This window comes from Kribbella sp. HUAS MG21 (genome assembly GCF_040254265.1).
Lineage (GTDB): Bacteria > Actinomycetota > Actinomycetes > Propionibacteriales > Kribbellaceae > Kribbella.
This window is the reverse complement of sequence record NZ_CP158165.1, coordinates 2,011,835-2,028,021: the sequence shown is the minus strand read 5'-3', so window position 1 is coordinate 2,028,021 and position 16,187 is coordinate 2,011,835. Positions and strand designations below refer to the sequence as shown.

The window sequence follows — 16,187 nt, the reverse complement described above, 5'->3', positions numbered from 1 at the left end:
GGCGCGGCCACCCACCCGTCTAGACCGCTACTCCGATCGCGGTACGGCGGTGCGCCGGGTGGTCGATCTCGTCGACCAGCGCGATGGCGAGGTCGGCGTACGAGATCAGCTCCGCGGCGTTCGGAGGTGCCACCCGGTACGTGCCCTTGCGCGTCGGATCGGCATGGTTGAAGTCGCCGGTCGGTGCCACCGACACCCAGTCCAGTGACGAGGCGGCGAAGATGTCCAGCGCCGCCTGGTGGGCGAGGAAGAACGACCGGTACTCGTTCGGGTATCCCACGGTGTCCATCAGCAGCGGACCGGCCGCGGTCGGCAGGATCGACGCGAGTCCGACCCACACGAGCCGCCGAACCCCCGCCTTCTCCAGCCCCTCGACCAGCGCCCGCGCCGCCGCCGGGAAGAACTCACTCGGATCCGCCCCACCGTCGTACACCGCCGCAATCACCGCATCCCGCCCCACCGCCAACTCCGCGATCCGCGCGGCGTCGGTCACGTCCCCGACCGCCGACCCCGCCTGCCCCGCGTCGGTCACGTTCCCGACCGCCGACGCCGCCTGCCCCGCGTCGGTCACGTCCCCGGCCGCTCCGTCGTCCGCCGTACGCGTGATGCCGAGTACCTCGTGTCCGCGGCCGACCGCCTCCGCGACGGCCGCCTTGCCGGCGCGTCCGCGGGCGCCGATCACCAGAATCTTGCTCACCGCAACCTCCTTGAAAAGTGGTACGGCGACCGTAGAAGGAGGGGTGGTTACCGATTGGATACCTTGGAGGGCATGGAGGCGCTGCGTGCGGACATGTTCGAGGAGATCTGCCCCTCGACGCTGCTCCCGTTCCGGGTCGGCGGTGACAAGTGGGCGGTCCTCGTACTGCGCTGCCTGGAGGACGGTCCCCGCCGGTACTCCGAGCTCCGCGTCCCCCTCGCGCGGGTCAGCCCGAAGGTGCTGACCCAGTCGCTGCGGACCCTCGAGCGGGACGGGTTCGTACTGCGGACCGAGGACGAACGCCGGGTCACCTACGAGCTGACCGACCTCGGCCGCAGCCTGCTCGAACCGCTGCGGGTGATGTGCGAATGGGCCCAGGACCACTGGGACGAACTCCTGGACGCCCGCGAATCGTAGGTCCCGCCAACGCTCCCGTCGCGGCCGGCGAACCGCTGACCACTTAGACTGCGCGGGTGGATGAGCAGACCCCGACCGCCCTGACCCAACTGCCCAGCTGGCTGCTGACCCAGAGCGCCGCCCAGGCCCAGCGGATCGTCGCCGAGTCGTTCGCCGCCGGCGGTGCCCGCGGGTACCACTTCCGGCTGCTCGCGACGCTCGTCGAGTTCGGCCCGGCCAGCCAGGCGGACCTCGGGCGGCGCAGCTCGATCGACCGCAGCGATGTGGTTGCCGCGCTCAACGAGCTCGAGGCCGACGGGTACGTCGAACGCAGCCCGGACCCGGCCGACGGCCGCCGCAACATCATCACGATCACGACCGCGGGCAAGCGGCACTACCGGCGGCTGACGAACCTGGTCGGCAAGGCGCAGGAGGAGATCTTCGCGCCGCTGTCGGCCACCGACCGGAACCGGCTGAGCACGATCCTCGGCAAGCTCCTGGCCTATCACCAGGAGTAGCGGTCACCAGACGGGCAGTTGGGCGCGGGCGTCCTTCTGGGTACGGCGGACGCGCAGCTCGCGGGCGTGAACGCGGCGGCGGGCGGCGCGGGAGATCTTCCGGCGCTCCTCGGTGACGGCGGTCGGCATCTGCGCGGTCGGCTGCATCGGGTTCACATCAACTCCGATGCACGATCCGCCCGGTTGGTTCCGCCGTACGCCGAAATTCCCTACCCCGGCGCCGAATCCGACCGTCCGCCGTGCCGCGGCGCCCGCCGGTCGTCGTACCCGCCCGGTCAGCCGGTACAGGCGCCTGTTCGGCGCAGATTCGGCGCGGCTGGGCGATACGCCGGTTCCCACTGGCGGGCAGCGTTGGTAGAAAGGTAACCGGGCGCGCCGGCGCGCCGAAGCCAGCGAGGAGGAGTCGTCGACGTGACGAATGCAGAGTCACCCCAGTCCGAGGCCCAGACCGAGGCCCAGTCTGAGGCGCTGTCGAACCTGATGCACGAGGAGCGCCGGTTCGAGCCGCCCGCCGACCTGGCCGCGAACGCGAACCTCACGGCGGACGCCTACGACCAGGCCGCGGCCGACTTCGAGGGGTTCTGGGCGGAGCAGGCCAAGCGGCTGACCTGGGCCACCGAGCCGACCCAGACGCTGGACTGGAGCAACCCGCCGTTCGCGAAGTGGTACGCCGACGGCAAGCTGAACGCGGCGTACAACTGCCTCGACCGGCACGTCGAGAACGGTCTCGGCGACAAGATCGCCTACTACTTCGAGGGTGAGCCCGGTGACACCCGCGAGATCACCTACGCGCAGCTCAAGGACGAGGTCTGCCAGGCCGCGAACGCGCTGCTCGAGCTCGGGGTGAAGGCCGGCGACCGGGTCGCGATCTACATGCCGATGATCCCCGAAACCGTTGTCGCGATGCTCGCCTGCGCGCGGATCGGCGCCCCGCACACGGTGGTGTTCGGCGGCTTCTCCGCGGACGCGCTGAAGGGCCGCATCCAGGACTGCGACGCGCGCGTCGTGATCACGTCGGACGGCGGCTACCGCCGCGGCGCGCCCGCCGCGCTGAAGCCGGCCGTCGACGCCGCGCTCGAGGACTGCCCCGACGTCCGGAACGTCCTGGTCGTGAAGCGCACCGGCCAGGAGACGAACATCGTCGAGGGCCGCGACCTGTGGTGGGAGGACTTCGTCGGCAAGCAGTCGACCGAGCACACCCCGGAGGCGTTCGACGCCGAGCACCCGCTGTACGTGATGTACACGTCGGGTACGACGGGCAAGCCGAAGGGCATCCTGCACACCACGGGCGGGTACCTCGTCGGCACGGCGTACACGCAGTGGGGTGTGTTCGACCTCAAGCCGGACACCGACGTGTACTGGACCGCGGCCGACATCGGCTGGGTGACCGGGCACAGCTACATCGTGTACGGCGCGCTCGCGAACGCGACCACCTCCGTGATGTACGAAGGCACGCCGGACACCCCGCACCAGGGCCGCTGGTGGGAGATCGTCCAGAAGTACAAGGTCTCGATCCTGTACTGCGCCCCGACCGCGATCCGGACCTTCATGAAGTGGGGCGCCGACATCCCGGCGAAGTTCGACCTGTCGTCGCTGCGGGTGATCGGGTCGGTCGGCGAGCCGATCAACCCGGAGGCCTACGTCTGGTACCGCGAGCACATCGGCGGGAACAAGGCGCCGGTCGTCGACACCTGGTGGCAGACCGAGACCGGGATGCACATGATCTCGCCACTGCCGGGCGTGACCGCCGGCAAGCCCGGCGCCGCGATGAAGGCGATCCCGGGCGTGAACGTCGACGTCGTCGACGACGCGGGCAAGCCGGTGCCGAACGGTTCCGGCGGCTACCTGGTCATCACCAAGCCGTGGCCGGCGATGCTCCGCACGCTGTGGGGCGACGACCAGCGGTTCGTCGACACGTACTGGTCGCGCTGGCCGGGCGTGTACTTCGCCGGTGACGGCGCGAAGAAGGACGAGGACGGCGACCTGTGGCTGCTGGGCCGGGTCGACGACGTGATGAACGTGTCCGGGCACCGGCTGTCGACGACCGAGATCGAGTCCGCGCTGGTCTCGCACCCGAAGGTCGCCGAGGCCGCCGTGGTCGGCGCGTCCGACCCGACGACCGGTCAGGCGATCGCCGCCTTCGTCATCCTCCGCTCGGAGGCCGGTGACGGCGGGCCGGACGTGGTGCAGGAGCTGCGCAACCACGTCGCCAAGGAGATCGGCCCGATCGCCAAGCCGCGCCAGATCATGGTCGTCTCGGAGCTCCCGAAGACCCGCTCCGGCAAGATCATGCGCCGGCTGCTCCGCGACGTCGCCGAGAACCGCGAGGTCGGCGACGTGACCACGCTCGCCGACTCGACCGTCATGGACCTGATCAAGTCCAACCTGGAGTCCGGCAAGTCCGACGAGGACTGATTCCGCCACCGCTCCCCGCAGGCCCCCGGCACGCCGCCGGGGGCCTGTTGGCTACCGCTGCGGAAACGGCGGAAACTCCTCCAGCGCCGTGACTTCCGGCGGCGGGAAAACGCTGGACGGACCGTTCGGGCCTTCCTCGGGACCGCGCAGATAGCGGTTGATGAACCGCTGAGTGGTCGTCAGAACGTCGGCGCACTGCGCAGCCGTCAGCTGCCCGTCCCTGACCGCGTCGGACAGTTCGTCCAGATCCAGGATCTGGTACCGATTCACCGCCGGCGGAATCAGGAAATCGACGTACAAGTCACGCACGACCAGCCCGCGCTCGTCCCGCCCGATCTCCACCACGTCGACGTACCACCATCCTTCGACCGCCCCCTCGAACACAGCCGGCTTCGTCAGCGCACCCCTTCGTAGCGCGCTGCACCCTGACGGGCTTTACCGTCGTACGCGTGGAGATGGCGGCGGTGGTGCTGGTGGTGGTGCATGCCGGGCTGGCTGCGGGGTGGGTCGGGGGGATGGCGTACTCGTTGTTCGTGGTGCAGCCGAAGTTGAAGCGGTACTTCGGCGCGGACCGGGACGGGCGCGAGGCACTGACGGCGGTGATTGCTTCGGGCAACCGGTGGAAAGTGGTCGGGCTCATCGGAGTGATCGCGCTGACCGGCGTCGGCCTGTTGCTGATCGACCGCGACGACTGGGTGCTGCATGCGACCAAAGCCCTGCTGCTCCTGATCGCGTCCGGCATCTTCTGGTACGTGTCCTGGCGCCACTGGCCGCAGCGGGTGTTCGCCACCGCCGCTGAGCTCCCGGTCCTGCAGCGCCGCCTGACCCGCCTGGCGACCACGATGCTCGCGCTCGCCGGGTCCGCGTTCGCGCTCGGCGTCGTCGCCACCCGGCTCTGAATCACCACTCGGTGATCAGCGGTGGCTCCGGTTCGTGCCGGCGCCAGGCGTCGGCGAGGCGAGTGAGCCGGGCTGGCGCCGCGATCCCGCGCACCGTGGCGATCCTGCCGTGGGCGATGTCGAACGTCACGGCGCCGACGACCCGCTCCTCGACCACGAAGAGGATCGCGGGCCCGCCGTTGACGACCGCGTAGTGGACGGCCGGCGTGCCGCCGGCGAAGCGGCGCTTCGCGGGCGTGGGCTTGAACCCGCCCCGCGCGATCGCCGCGATCCGCTGCGGGGTGTCGTAGCGCTGCAGGGTCGCGGTCAGACCGGCGCCGTCGGAGAGCGCGGTCGCGTCATCGGTGAGCAGGGCAACCAGCCGTTCCGTGCGGCCCGAGGACGCGGCAGCGAGGAACTCCTCGACGATGCCGCGCGCGGCCGCCGGGTCGACCTCGCCGCGACGGCGGGCGGCCGTGATCCGGTGCCGCGCACGGTGCAGGTGCTGCTGGCTCGCGGATTCCGACACGTCGAGGATTCCGGCCACCTCGGCATGACTGTAGGAAAACGCTTCGCGCAGAACGTAGACAGCGCGTTCCACCGGCGTCAGGCGCTCCAGCAAGGTCAGCATCGCCAGCGACACCGACTCGCGCTGCTCGACCGTGTCGGCCGGACCGAGCATCGGGTCGCCATCGAGCAGCGGTTCGGGCAGCCAGCCGCCGACGACGCGCTCCCGGCGGTACTGCGCCGAGCGCAACCGGTCGAGGCACAAGTTCGTGACGATCCTGGTCAGCCACGCCTCCGGCACCTTGATCCGGTCCCGGTCGGCGGCCTGCCAGTGCAGGAACGCCTCCTGTACGGCGTCCTCGGCATCGACGGCCGATCCCAGCAGCCGGTACGCCAACGAGGCCAACCGGCTCCGGCTGGCCTCGAAGTGCTCGACGGCGGTGCTGTCCACGTACCTGACCCTAGTCAGACACGCGCCGGCTGCGGAGACACGCGGTACCTCCGCCTCGGCAGGCCGAAGGTCGGATGTGCCGTTGCCCAGAGCGACGTTCTGACGATGCCGGCCTTGATCCGCGCCGCAGTACGGCCGCCGGTGTACTTCGGTTTCGCCACGCCCGCGCCGTCGACCAGCTGCACGATCCCGTCGCGCCGCCCGAGGCTGATGTGGTTGCCGTAGTACAACAGCTTGGTACGGCGTACCTCGCGACCGGTCAGGCGTCCGATGATCGCGACGACCGCCTGCATGCCCGTGTACCCGGCCGACGCGCACGACATCGGCAGCGGCCGGCCGTTGTCTCCGACGGCGTACGCGGCATCGCCGACCGCGTACACCTCCGGATGCGACACCGACCGCATCGTGCGATCGACGACGATCCGCCCGTTCGCGGTGACCTCCAAGCCGGCCTCCGCCGCGATCGGGTCGACTGCGAACCCGGCCGTCCACACTGTCGCGTCCGACGCAAGCACCACTCCGTCCGCACACAGGACCCGCTCGGCCTCGACGGCTTCTGCGGTCGTGTGCTCGAGGACGCGTACGCCGAGCCGGGCGAACGTCCGGCGCAGATGCTCCCGCGCAGCGTTGGAGAGCCGGGCGCCCAGTTCGCCGCGGGCGATGAGCGTGACGGACAGGTCAGGCCGGGACTCGGCGACCTCGGCAGCGGTCTCGATCCCGGTCAGCCCGTCGCCGATGATCACGACGTTTCCTTGCTCGCCAAGCCGTTCCAGACGCTCGCGCAGGCGCAACGCCGACGGGCGGCTCGCGATGTCGAAGGCGTACTCCGCCGCGCCCGGCAGGCCGGTGTTGTCGCCGTGGCTGCCGAGCGCGTAGACGAGCGTGTCGTAGCCGAGCTCGCCGCCTCCGCCGGAATCAGCGACGGCGACGACGCGGCGCTCGGGATCGACGGCGGTGACCCGGGCGAGACGGAGCTGGATCCCGGTACCGGCGAACGCGTCGGTGAGCTGCAGGGTCGCGACCTTCTGGCCGAGCGCGAGCTGATGCAGCCGCAGCCGCTGGACGAAGTCAGGCTCGGCGTTGACCACGGTGATCTCGGTGTCGGCCCGGGACAGCCGACGGGCCAGGTTGCCGGCGACGTAGGCCCCTGCGTAGCCGGCGCCGAGGACGACGATGCGGTGCTTCATCCGGTTGCTCCTGTCGGTTCGGTTGCCTCTCGCGGAGTTGAGCGAGACAGCCGCCCGATCCCTGACAGCGTCGCCGTATGGCCTCGGTCACAGCGCCGGAAATCCGAGGTCGTGGCGCGGTAGGAGAAGTTTGGATCGCTGTGCCACTATGGCGCTTCCCTACGGAGGTGATCACGATGGCGCAGGAGGCGTTGCAGCTGCTGGTCAGCATGCACCGGATCGTCAGGCACCTGCGCCGGAGCAGGACCACCACGCTCATGCATCCGACGCAGTTCCTGGCGCTGATGCTGATCGCCGACGAGCAGCCGATCCGGATCGGCGAGATCGCCACCCGGGTACCGTGCTCCCAGCCGACCGCGACCACCACGGTCGCCGCGCTCGAGGAGGCCGGTCTGGTCCGCCGCGAGGCCGACCCGGTCGACGGCCGCGCGACCGCCGTCGTACTCACCGACGCCGGCGCCGCGACGGTCGAGGCCTCCGGCCGCCAAGCAGCCGAAGAACTCGCCAAACTCCTCGACCGCCTCGACGACTCCGAACGCACCCTGGTCCTCCAAGCCGGCACGATCCTGGCCCGCGTAACCGACGACCTCTGACCAGTTACCGCAGGCCGGGGACGACGCTGACGGTGTACGGCGGTGTGCCGGGGGCCATGTCCAGCTGGCTGTTGACCCACAGGAGGCGGCCGCGGTCGCGGGCGATTGTCGTGGGGGTGGCTCCGGCGGCACCCGGAGTGGAGTCTGCGACAAGCGTCGCCGCGGTGAGGTCGTCGTTCAGGATCGCGAGCCTGGTGACGTACTTCCCGCCGCCCGCGTTGTGGACGGCGTACAACCTGTGTCCCTCGAGCAGATAGCCGTCGCCGGACAAGATGCCGTTCGGAACGTCCAGCACGCTCACCTGCTTGGTGCGCAGGTCGATCCGGTACGTGACGTCCTGCCCCTGCTCGCCAACCAGGAGCACCCGCCCGTCGGTGACGATCCCGTTCAGGAAATACGGTTTCGGCTGGATCCGGTCGCGGGTGATCCATGGCTCGAGCTTGCCGAGACCGGCGCGGGTGAGCGGCGCCCGCCAGACCTGATTGTGCGCGGAATCCGTCACGTACACGGCGTCGCCCACGATCGTGAAGTCGTTGAGGAACGCGCCTTCCGCCGAGTGCTGTACGTCGAGCAGCCGACCGCCGGCGTCGTACAGGAACAGCTTCGACGTGCTCGCTCCCGCCACCAGGACACGGCCCCAGCGGTCGACGTGCACGCCGGTGGCCGACGTACGTCCGTCCGAACCGGGCGGCAGGAACAGACTGAGCTTCGGCGAGCGCGTGTTGCCGCGGTACACCGCGCCGGTGCCGACGCTCGTCACGTACATCGTGCCGTCGCGCGTCACCTCGATCCCTTCGGGCGTGTCACCCGGCGTGTTCGAGACGACGTACTGCGTCGGCCGGTGGACGGAGGTGGCGTTGGCTGTGGTCATCGGGGTCGCCGCCGCGAGGATCAGGACGCTGAGGAATGCCAGACGTTTCATCGGGCCAGCGTCAGCGGGTACCGCGGTGCGCCGCGACCGGATTCGGTCTCAGCCGAAGAGGTCTGTGCCGGAGCCGCGGTGGCGGTCACAATCGGGGGATGATCCGGATCCACTTCACCGCCGCGGACCGGGGCCGGGTCACGTTCCCGGCCGAGCCGCATCCGCTGTGGGAGGCCACGCTCGCGGCCCGCGCGCTGAGCGACCGGACGGTGTGGCCGGCCGTACGGCGATGGCGTCGTACGGCGGCGCCGCGGGTGCAGGGGTCGATGCGGCCGCTGTTCAAGCTGATCTCGCCGAACGGGCTGTTTCCGGGTTTCCTGATCGCGGAGGGGGAGGGGCTGGAGGCCGCGGTCGAGGCTTTGACGGAGACGCCGGCCGATGTGATCCGGGACCAGTTGGAACCGTGGTTGCCGCCGGACATCGACCGGTACATGCGTGGGCTGCTCGACGGACGTGCTGGGTCGCGGCGGGCGCTGGGGACTGCCGTGCGGGAGTTCCACCAGGAGGTACTGGTGCCGTCGTCGGGGGAGCTGTACCAGCGGTACGGCGCCGAACTCGGGATCCGGTCGCGCGCGGTGCTGCACGGGGGAGTCGACGCGCTGCTGTCGTCGCTGCATCCGGACGTCGAGTGGTGCGATCCGGTCCTCACCACTCATGGGGTGTCCGACGACTGGGTCGACGACGTACACCTCGAGGGTCGCGGCCTCGAGCTCTACCCGTCCCCGCTGGTCACGAACTGCCTGTTGCTGGACGCTTCCGACCGCCGCCCCGTCCTCGTCTACCCGTGCGCCGACCTCCCCGCCGCCGACCAGGACCCCACCACGGCCGACGCCCTCGCGGACCTCCTGGGCCGAACCCGCGCCGCCGTACTCCGCTCCCTCACCTACCCCGCCACCACAACCCAACTCTCCCGCCGCGTAGGCATCTCCCCGGCCTCCACCTCCGAACACACCCGAGTCCTCCGAGCGGCAGGCCTCATAACCACCCACCGAACCCAAGGCACCGCCCTCCACGCCCTAACCCCCACCGCCCACCCCCTCCTCACCGGGGAATCCAGGGGCATCCCAGGGCAGATACCAAAATCCGTCCCCAACCCCTGATTCCCCAGCTATAGTTGGTCTTGCCCTGGGACATGAGTCCCTTGGAAGTGAACCCGGCAGCCCTCCGGACGGTGGACGAGCCGGGTTTCGCGCTGTCAGGGCTCCTTGAGTTGGCAGAACGGCGCCACGGACCGCTTCCACTCGCCGCCTCGCACCCAACTCCACGCGACCGCGTCCGGGATCCAGAGCAACGGATCGGCTTTCGCCGCCAGAACGTCCCAGCGCAGCGTCTCGTGACACCCGAACCGCCGGGCCGCCTCGCGCAGGCAACGGCGGTCGTGCTCGTACGTCGAATCGTCGCGCTCGATCACCAGACGCTCCGCCGAGCCCGCGACGTCCCGGACGATCGCGTCGAGGCAGCGCCTCCGGGCCTCGTGCGAGTTCGTGCTGACGGCGTACAGATCGACGATCAACCGAAGGTCGGCCACGACCCGCAGGATCTTCTTACGCTGCTGGTTGTTCTCACTGCGGAAGTGCAAGCGTTCCTGCCCCGGCAGCAACAGGCTCCGTAGCGCCTTTCGATTGACTGCGACATCGTCGGCCGCACAGTGTGCGGCGGCCATCAGGAATCCTCTGGATTTGATCTCGTCTACGAACACGTGGATCGGCATTTTCCCGCCCTGTTGAGTGACAAGGCATGAGCTTCACACGCGTGACCCCGGTGTCACGGGTGTGACACCGGGGCATCTCGGGGCAGGGTGGGGCAGATTGGGAGGGGCCGCCGGGTGGTTGTTCCGGCGGCCCCGGTTCGGGTTAGTTGCGGTGGATGGTGAAGGTTGTGGTGGGGTTGTGGATGTCCACCGCGTTGTTGGTGAGGGTGAGGTTGTTGAAGGTGACCTCGCCGCGCGCGGGGCCTTCGCCTGGTTCGGGGAGTTCGTTGGCCCAGATGGCGTAGCCGGACTTGGCGTCGAAGGCGTCGCCGGACTTGCGGGCGCCGGAGATCGTGGTGTTGGTGAAGATCGTGTCGGCGACCGGGAAGAGCGGGTTGCCGCCGACGTAGTCGGTCTGGAACATGATCCCGGAGTACGTCGGATCGACGACGTCCAGGTCCGAGACCCGGATGCCCTGGAACACCTTCGTGGCGGAGTAGATCCACACGCCGGGGAACGTCTGGTTCCCCCAGAAGTGCCCCCCGGCGCGGACCACGGACGCGTTCTGGAACTGCGTCGGCGGCGTCGCGCCGAAGCCGTTCATCGGGATGCCGAAGTCCAGCGAGCTGATCGTGATGCCCGGGTACGTCAGCATGTCCGCGGCGTACAGGTTTCGGAAAACGTTGTTCGTCCCGCCGTAGACGGCGAACCCGGCGGCCCGCCAGGTGAGCATCGCGGACAGGTTCTCGAAAACGTTGTCCCGGACCTCGCCGCCACCGTTGTCCGTGGCGTTGAACAGCGCGAAGCTGTCGTCCCCGGTCGAGCGTGCCTCGTTGTTGCTGACGGTGTTTCCGGAGGAACCGTTCGTCATGTTCACGCCGTCCGCAAACGTGTTCCGGATCCGGGTGTTCCGGATCACCGAGTTGTCGGTGTTCGCGCCCCAGTACAGGCACATCTGGTGCTCGACCCACAGGTTGTCGATCGTCATGTTCGACGTCCCCGCGAAGTTGAACACCTTCCCCGGCCCGTCGTTGCGGCTGTCGTAGTTCCCGAAGTACGAGAACCCGCTGAACGTCGACCCGTTCGCCGACGACTGCGCGTCGAACCCGACGTCGGTGTTCGACTGGTTCTGCGGCGCCACGAACCGGGTGAACCACGGCCCGGCCCCGACGACCTTCACGGCCCGCCCGTAGATGGTGAACTTCGACGACGTCTGGTACTCACCCGCCGGCAGGTACACGCCCTGCAGCGTGGTGTCCTGCCGCACCCGGTCGAGCGCGTTCTGCACGTCCTGGTGCGTGAACCCGGCCGGCGTCACGAACCCGGCTCCCGGGTTCGGCAGTGCGGTCACGGCCTCGGTGTCGACGAAGTCGATCGAGTACGTCGTCGTGTTCGCCGGATCCTTCTGCAGCCGGATCTTCGTCCCGGCCGGGTACGTCTGGTCGAACATCAGGTTCGCCTCGTCGTAGATGTGCCGCGCCGGGCCTGACCCCGGCGAGTTGTTCGGCGACGCCTCCGCACCGTAAAGCCACGAGTACTTCGACGTCAGCGGCAACGACTTCGCGAAGGTCCCGTTCACGTAGACGCTCAGCGACGACGACTGCCCGCCGCCACCCGCGGAGTCCGGGATCGAGAAGCGCGTGACCAGCGTGTTCGTCGATGCCCGCGTGGTGAACTCGACGTACGCGCCGTTAGTGTTCAGCGTCACCGCGCGCCGCCCGGACGCCTCACCGGCGAGGTCGCCGATCGTCCGGTTCGGCCCGACGACGGCCGCGCCACCGCCGACCGAGGCGTCCTCCGCCTCGAGATGGTCGTACGGCATGTTCGCGCCCCGGCCGACGAACAGCGGCCGCTCGCTCGTGTTGTTCGTCCGCTTCACCGGCAACTCGTTCGCGTCGTCCGCCAGTACGACGCGCACCGTGTAGCGGCCGTTCGCGGCCGTCCAGTTGCCCAGAGCAACAGCAGGCGTCGTCGCCCCGGCCGCGATCGACCCGTTGTACGAGCCGGTCAGCGTCGCCACCACCGACGACCCGTTCAGCACCGTCAGCGTGATCCCGTGCGCACCAGCCGCAGAGGCGACGCTGCCTTGGTTCTTCACCGCGACCGAGAAGGCCACCGAGTTGCCGGCCGTCGGGTTCCCCGGCGTCCAGTTCACCGCGGCCGCGACCAGGTCCGAGCTTGCCACCGGCGTCACGACCAGCGGCCCGGAGGCCTGAGCCGTGTTGTTCCCGTCGTTCTGCTCGATCACCGCGTTGGCCTCGTCCACCTTCGCGCTCAACGCGTACGAGCCCGCGTCCCGCGCACCGATCGTCGCGCTGACCGTCGCAGACGCTCCGGCCGCGAGCGCGCCGACGGCCGCCGTACCGACCTTGGTCTCGCCGAGGTAGAAGTTCACGTCGGTTGCCGCGGAGCCGCCCGTCCCGCCGTTGGTCACCGTCGCGCGGACCGTGATCGCGTCGGTCTCGACCGGCGACGTCGGCGTCCAGGACACCCCGGAGAGCGTCAGGTCCGGGTTCGGTGCCGGGACGCCGAGCACCTGCAGTTCCGCGACCTGGCCGGCGGGCGCACCGGTGTTCCCGGTGAAGCTCAGCCGGACGTCGGCCACCCGCGCGCTGACCGGGATCGTCACGCTGTTCCCGCTCGCCGGGTTGAAGTCGTACGACGCCGACCCGACGATCGTGCTGAACGCCGACGAGCTCTGCTCCCGACCGAGGATCGAGAACGTCTGCGTCCGCGGCCCCCAGACCGGGTCCGGGTTCAGCCGCACCACGACCGAGCTGAGGTCGGCGTTGGAACCCAGCTCCGTGGTCAGCGTCGCCGGGTTCGCGTTGCCCTCCCAGTACGTCGTGACGTTGTCGTCGTTGGCGTTCTTCGCGACGTACGTGTGCACGAACCCAGACGCGCTGATCGGCTTGTTCAGCGCCAGGTTGCTGCCCACGCCGCCGCTGCCGTTCCGGGTCACCGTGTTGCTGTTCGGCGACTGGTTGCCGGCGGCATCCTTCGCGCGGACGTAGTACGCCACCGACACGTTCGCCGGCTGGTTGTCCGTGTAGGTCAGCACGGTGCCGGCCACACTGGTCCGCAGCTGGCCGTTCGCGTACACGTCGTACCCGGTGACGCCGACGTTGTCGGTCGCCGCGTTCCAGGTCAGCTTGATCTGCCCGGCGCCGGGTTCGGTGAGGGCCAGGCTGCCCGGGGCGGTAGGAGCCTGGGTGTCACCGGTCGCGGGCCCGTAGACCTCGAGCTCGGACAGCTGGCCCGCCGGCCAGCCGGTGTTGGCGGTGACCCGGACCCGGACGTACCGCGTGGTGGCGGTGCCGTAGTCGATCGTCACGGTGTTGTTCGGCGGGCTGAACGTCCGGGCGGTGGGCGCGGACAGGTCGGTGAAGTTCTGCCCGTCGGTGCTGCCCTGGATCGCGAGGGTCTGGTCGCGGGCGCCCCAGTTCGCGGTCGGCAGCTTGAGCACGACCTGGTTGGTCGCGACCGAGGCGCCGAGGTCGACCTGCACCCACTGCGGGAACGCGTTGTTCGCGCTCTCCCAGTAGCTGCCCTGGTTGCCGTCGGTCACGTTCGACGCGACGTAGTTCTGGGTGACGCTGCTGGCCGCCGCGGGTTTGCCGGCGGCGAGATTGGGTCCGGCGAGTACGGCGGCCTGCGCGGCGGGTGCCGGCCGGACGAGTGGTGCCGCCGCAAGACTCGCGGCGAGCAAGGCGGTCAGCAACCGCCATCGCGGAATACGCATGGGCCTCTCCTGGTGGGCGGGACAGGGAAGATCCGCCGCACAGGAGGAGTTCAAAACTTTCTATAGTTTGCTCAAATCTTGCACGGCGTTGGCTCATTGTTACGGCACGTCCGCCGCAGCGTCAACGGTTCGGGGACAACGAGAAAGGGCCGGCTCGCGTGCTGCGAGCCGGCCCTTCCAGACAAGGACGTCAGTGCTTGGCGGGACCCTCCGCGCCGGCGCCGGTGAGCGCGCGCACCGAGAGCTCGTTGTACCGGGCCTCGCTGGACCGGTCCTTGCCGAGGTACGTGCCGAGCACGCCGAACAGGAAGCCGACCGGGATCGACACGATGCCCGGGTTCGACAGCGGGAACCAGTGGAAGTCCGCGCCGGTGATCATCGACTTGTCGCCGTTGCCCGACACCACCGGCGAGAAGATCACCAGCACGACCGCCGAGATCAGCCCGCCGTAGATGCTCCAGATCGCGCCTGACGTGTTGAACCGCTTCCAGAACAGGTTGAACAGCAGCGCCGGCAGGTTCGCCGAGGCCGCGACCGCGAACGCCAGCGCGACCAGGAACGCGATGTTCAGCTTCTGCGCCGGGATCGCCAGCCCGATCGCGACCGCGCCGATCCCGATCGCCGCGAACCGCGCCATCCGCACTTCCTGCTTCTCGGACGGCTTGGTCTTGGCGATCACGTTGGCGTACAGGTCGTGCGCGAACGACGACGCCGACGTCAGCGTCAGCCCGGCCACCACCGCGAGGATCGTCGCGAAGGCGACCGCCGCGATCAGCGCGAGCAGGATCGCGCCGCCGGTCGAATCGGCGCCGCCGCCGACGGACTCGGCCAGCAGCGGCGAGGCCACGTTTCCCTTCGACGTCTCGACCGCCGACCCGGTACCGGTGTCCAGCAGCGCCGCGGCGCCGAACCCGAGGGCCAGCGTCATCAGGTAGAACGCGCCGATCAGGCCGATCGCCCACTGCACCGACCGCCGCGCGGAGCGCGAGTCCGGAACCGTGTAGAAGCGGATCAGGATGTGCGGCAGGCCCGCCGTACCGAGGACGAGCGCGAGGCCGAGGGACAGGAAGTCGATCTGGCCGACGAGGTCCTTGCCGTACAGCAGGCCGGGCTGCAGGAATGCGTCGCCCTTGCCGGACTTGTCGGCGGCCGAGCCGAGCAGGTCGGCGATGTTGAAGTTGAACTTCAGCAGCACCAGGAACGTGATCAGCACGGTGCCGGTCATCAGCAGCACGGCCTTCACGATCTGCACCCAGGTGGTGCCCTTCATGCCGCCGATCGTCACGTAGACGATCATCAGCGCGCCGACCAGCACGATGACGGCCGCCTTGAGACCCTCGTTCGTCACCCCGAGCAGGAGTCCGACCAGCGAGCCGGCGCCGACCATCTGGGCCAGCAGGTAGAAGATCGAGACCACGATCGTCGAGGTCGCGGCCGCGGTCCGGACCGGCTTCTGCTTCATCCGGAACGCGAGCTGGTCGGCCATCGTGAAGCGGCCCGAGTTCCGCAGCAGCTCGGCGACCAGCAGCAGCGCGACCAGCCAGGCCACCAGGAAGCCGATCGAGTACAGGAAACCGTCGTACCCGTAGAGGGCGATCTGGCCGGAGATGCCGAGGAACGACGCCGCGGACATGTAGTCGCCCGCGACGGCGAGACCGTTCTGCGCGCCGCTGAACTGGCGGCCGCCGGCGTAGTAGTCGGCGGCCGTCTTGTTCTGCCGGGACGCCCACCAGGTGATGTACAGCGTCACGGCGACGACCGCGCTGAACAGGGAGATCGTCAGCGCCCGGTTGCCGGGCTCGGCGGCGAGACTGATCAGCTGCGAGTTCACCGGCGGCGCTCCCTCTTGTACTTGGCGTTCAGGCCGTGCGCCAGCGGGTCGAGCTTGCGGTTGGCGAACCTCCCGTAGAGCGCCGCGATCACGAACGTCGACACGAACTGCAGCAGGCCGAAGACCAGCGCCACGTTGACGTGGTCGATCAGTTCGCGGCTCATGAAGTCCCGGGCCCAGTTGTTGCAGGCGACGTACGCCAGGTACCACGCCATGAAGGCGATCGTCCACGGCACCACGAAGTTCTTGTAGCGCCGCTTCAGCTCGGTGAAGTCGGCCGCCTCGTGCACCGCTTCGTACGCGCGGGCGTCCCGCTCGCGCACCACATCCTCGTCCATGAGATCCCCTTCACTGGACCGA

Annotated in this window: 16 protein-coding genes; 6 read left to right on the top strand and 10 right to left on the bottom strand. The window is 69.4% G+C overall.

Annotated elements, in window-relative coordinates:
• Positions 1 to 19: 19 nt before the first annotated feature.
• Positions 20 to 697: an NAD(P)H-binding protein gene (locus tag ABN611_RS09605; protein WP_350279462.1), complete on the bottom strand. Its 678-nt coding sequence runs from the start codon at positions 695 to 697 to the stop codon at positions 20 to 22.
• A gap of 72 nt (positions 698 to 769) precedes the next feature.
• Between ABN611_RS09605 and ABN611_RS09600 the strand changes: the two genes are divergently transcribed.
• On the top strand, positions 770 to 1,114 hold the full coding sequence (locus ABN611_RS09600; RefSeq protein ID WP_350279461.1) for a helix-turn-helix domain-containing protein: 345 nt from the start codon (positions 770 to 772) through the stop codon (positions 1,112 to 1,114).
• Positions 1,115 to 1,170: 56 nt separating this feature from the next.
• Positions 1,171 to 1,611 carry a MarR family transcriptional regulator gene (locus ABN611_RS09595; protein ID WP_350279460.1) on the top strand — a complete coding sequence of 147 codons (441 nt, stop codon included), beginning with the start codon at positions 1,171 to 1,173 and terminating at the stop codon, positions 1,609 to 1,611.
• Between the two features lie 3 nt (positions 1,612 to 1,614).
• Here the strand turns inward: ABN611_RS09595 and ABN611_RS09590 are convergent, their stop codons facing one another.
• Complete coding sequence (locus tag ABN611_RS09590; protein WP_350279459.1) at positions 1,615 to 1,767, bottom strand: hypothetical protein; 153 nt, start codon at positions 1,765 to 1,767, stop codon at positions 1,615 to 1,617.
• Positions 1,768 to 2,091: 324 nt separating this feature from the next.
• On the opposite strand from ABN611_RS09590, the gene acs reads away from it, so the two are divergent.
• A complete protein-coding gene (acs, locus tag ABN611_RS09585; protein ID WP_350281619.1) occupies positions 2,092 to 4,026 on the top strand; it encodes an acetate--CoA ligase in 1,935 nt (644 codons plus the stop codon).
• A 51-nt stretch (positions 4,027 to 4,077) separates the two neighbouring features.
• Here acs and ABN611_RS09580 read toward each other — a convergent pair whose 3' ends face one another.
• A complete protein-coding gene (locus ABN611_RS09580) occupies positions 4,078 to 4,410 on the bottom strand; it encodes a DUF402 domain-containing protein (protein WP_350279458.1) in 333 nt (110 codons plus the stop codon).
• A gap of 71 nt (positions 4,411 to 4,481) precedes the next feature.
• Between ABN611_RS09580 and ABN611_RS09575 the strand changes: the two genes are divergently transcribed.
• The gene (locus tag ABN611_RS09575) at positions 4,482 to 4,925 is read left to right on the top strand and encodes a hypothetical protein (RefSeq protein ID WP_350281618.1); all 444 of its coding nucleotides are present in this window, start codon (positions 4,482 to 4,484) and stop codon (positions 4,923 to 4,925) included.
• Between the two features lies 1 nt (position 4,926).
• Here ABN611_RS09575 and ABN611_RS09570 read toward each other — a convergent pair whose 3' ends face one another.
• Entirely contained in the window at positions 4,927 to 5,862 is a 936-nt protein-coding gene (locus tag ABN611_RS09570) for a sigma-70 family RNA polymerase sigma factor (protein ID WP_350279457.1), read from the bottom strand.
• Between the two features lie 14 nt (positions 5,863 to 5,876).
• Positions 5,877 to 7,049, bottom strand: a complete 1,173-nt coding sequence (locus tag ABN611_RS09565) for an FAD-dependent oxidoreductase (protein ID WP_350279456.1) — start codon at positions 7,047 to 7,049, stop codon at positions 5,877 to 5,879.
• 176 nt (positions 7,050 to 7,225) lie between these two features.
• Between ABN611_RS09565 and ABN611_RS09560 the strand changes: the two genes are divergently transcribed.
• The gene (locus tag ABN611_RS09560) at positions 7,226 to 7,642 is read left to right on the top strand and encodes a MarR family transcriptional regulator (RefSeq protein WP_350281617.1); all 417 of its coding nucleotides are present in this window, start codon (positions 7,226 to 7,228) and stop codon (positions 7,640 to 7,642) included.
• A 4-nt stretch (positions 7,643 to 7,646) separates the two neighbouring features.
• Here the strand turns inward: ABN611_RS09560 and ABN611_RS09555 are convergent, their stop codons facing one another.
• Complete coding sequence (locus tag ABN611_RS09555) at positions 7,647 to 8,564, bottom strand: superoxide dismutase (protein WP_350279455.1); 918 nt, start codon at positions 8,562 to 8,564, stop codon at positions 7,647 to 7,649.
• A 98-nt stretch (positions 8,565 to 8,662) separates the two neighbouring features.
• On the opposite strand from ABN611_RS09555, the gene ABN611_RS09550 reads away from it, so the two are divergent.
• A complete protein-coding gene (locus ABN611_RS09550) occupies positions 8,663 to 9,664 on the top strand; it encodes a winged helix-turn-helix domain-containing protein (protein WP_350279454.1) in 1,002 nt (333 codons plus the stop codon).
• A 95-nt stretch (positions 9,665 to 9,759) separates the two neighbouring features.
• Here ABN611_RS09550 and ABN611_RS09545 read toward each other — a convergent pair whose 3' ends face one another.
• The 4 genes from ABN611_RS09545 to ABN611_RS09530 all read right to left on the bottom strand — a co-directional run bounded on the left by ABN611_RS09545 (position 9,760) and on the right by ABN611_RS09530 (position 16,165).
• Positions 9,760 to 10,227, bottom strand: coding sequence for a hypothetical protein (locus ABN611_RS09545; RefSeq protein ID WP_350279453.1), 468 nt, complete (start codon positions 10,225 to 10,227; stop codon positions 9,760 to 9,762).
• 190 nt (positions 10,228 to 10,417) lie between these two features.
• Positions 10,418 to 13,996, bottom strand: a complete 3,579-nt coding sequence (locus ABN611_RS09540; protein WP_350279452.1) for a discoidin domain-containing protein — start codon at positions 13,994 to 13,996, stop codon at positions 10,418 to 10,420.
• A gap of 190 nt (positions 13,997 to 14,186) precedes the next feature.
• Positions 14,187 to 15,827, bottom strand: a complete 1,641-nt coding sequence (locus tag ABN611_RS09535) for a cation acetate symporter (RefSeq protein ID WP_350279451.1) — start codon at positions 15,825 to 15,827, stop codon at positions 14,187 to 14,189.
• On the bottom strand, positions 15,824 to 16,165 hold the full coding sequence (locus ABN611_RS09530) for a DUF485 domain-containing protein (RefSeq protein WP_350279450.1): 342 nt from the start codon (positions 16,163 to 16,165) through the stop codon (positions 15,824 to 15,826). The genes ABN611_RS09535 and ABN611_RS09530 overlap by 4 nt, the downstream gene beginning before the upstream one ends.
• Between the last annotated feature and the right edge of the window lie 22 nt (positions 16,166 to 16,187).

Excerpts from the sequence above, each read along its gene's own strand:
- acs (WP_350281619.1), top strand. The coding sequence starts at position 2,092 with ATGCACGAGGAGCGCCGGTTCGAGCCGCCCGCCGACCTGGCCGCGAAC.
- ABN611_RS09575 (WP_350281618.1), top strand. The coding sequence starts at position 4,482 with ATGGCGGCGGTGGTGCTGGTGGTGGTGCATGCCGGGCTGGCTGCGGGG.
- ABN611_RS09565 (WP_350279456.1), bottom strand. The coding sequence starts at position 7,049 with ATGAAGCACCGCATCGTCGTCCTCGGCGCCGGCTACGCAGGGGCCTAC.
- ABN611_RS09540 (WP_350279452.1), bottom strand. The coding sequence starts at position 13,996 with ATGCGTATTCCGCGATGGCGGTTGCTGACCGCCTTGCTCGCCGCGAGT.
- ABN611_RS09555 (WP_350279455.1), bottom strand. The coding sequence starts at position 8,564 with ATGAAACGTCTGGCATTCCTCAGCGTCCTGATCCTCGCGGCGGCGACC.
- ABN611_RS09530 (WP_350279450.1), bottom strand. The coding sequence starts at position 16,165 with ATGGACGAGGATGTGGTGCGCGAGCGGGACGCCCGCGCGTACGAAGCG.
- ABN611_RS09560 (WP_350281617.1), top strand. The coding sequence starts at position 7,226 with ATGGCGCAGGAGGCGTTGCAGCTGCTGGTCAGCATGCACCGGATCGTC.
- ABN611_RS09600 (WP_350279461.1), top strand. The coding sequence starts at position 770 with ATGGAGGCGCTGCGTGCGGACATGTTCGAGGAGATCTGCCCCTCGACG.
- ABN611_RS09550 (WP_350279454.1), top strand. The coding sequence starts at position 8,663 with ATGATCCGGATCCACTTCACCGCCGCGGACCGGGGCCGGGTCACGTTC.
- ABN611_RS09545 (WP_350279453.1), bottom strand. The coding sequence starts at position 10,227 with ATGGCCGCCGCACACTGTGCGGCCGACGATGTCGCAGTCAATCGAAAG.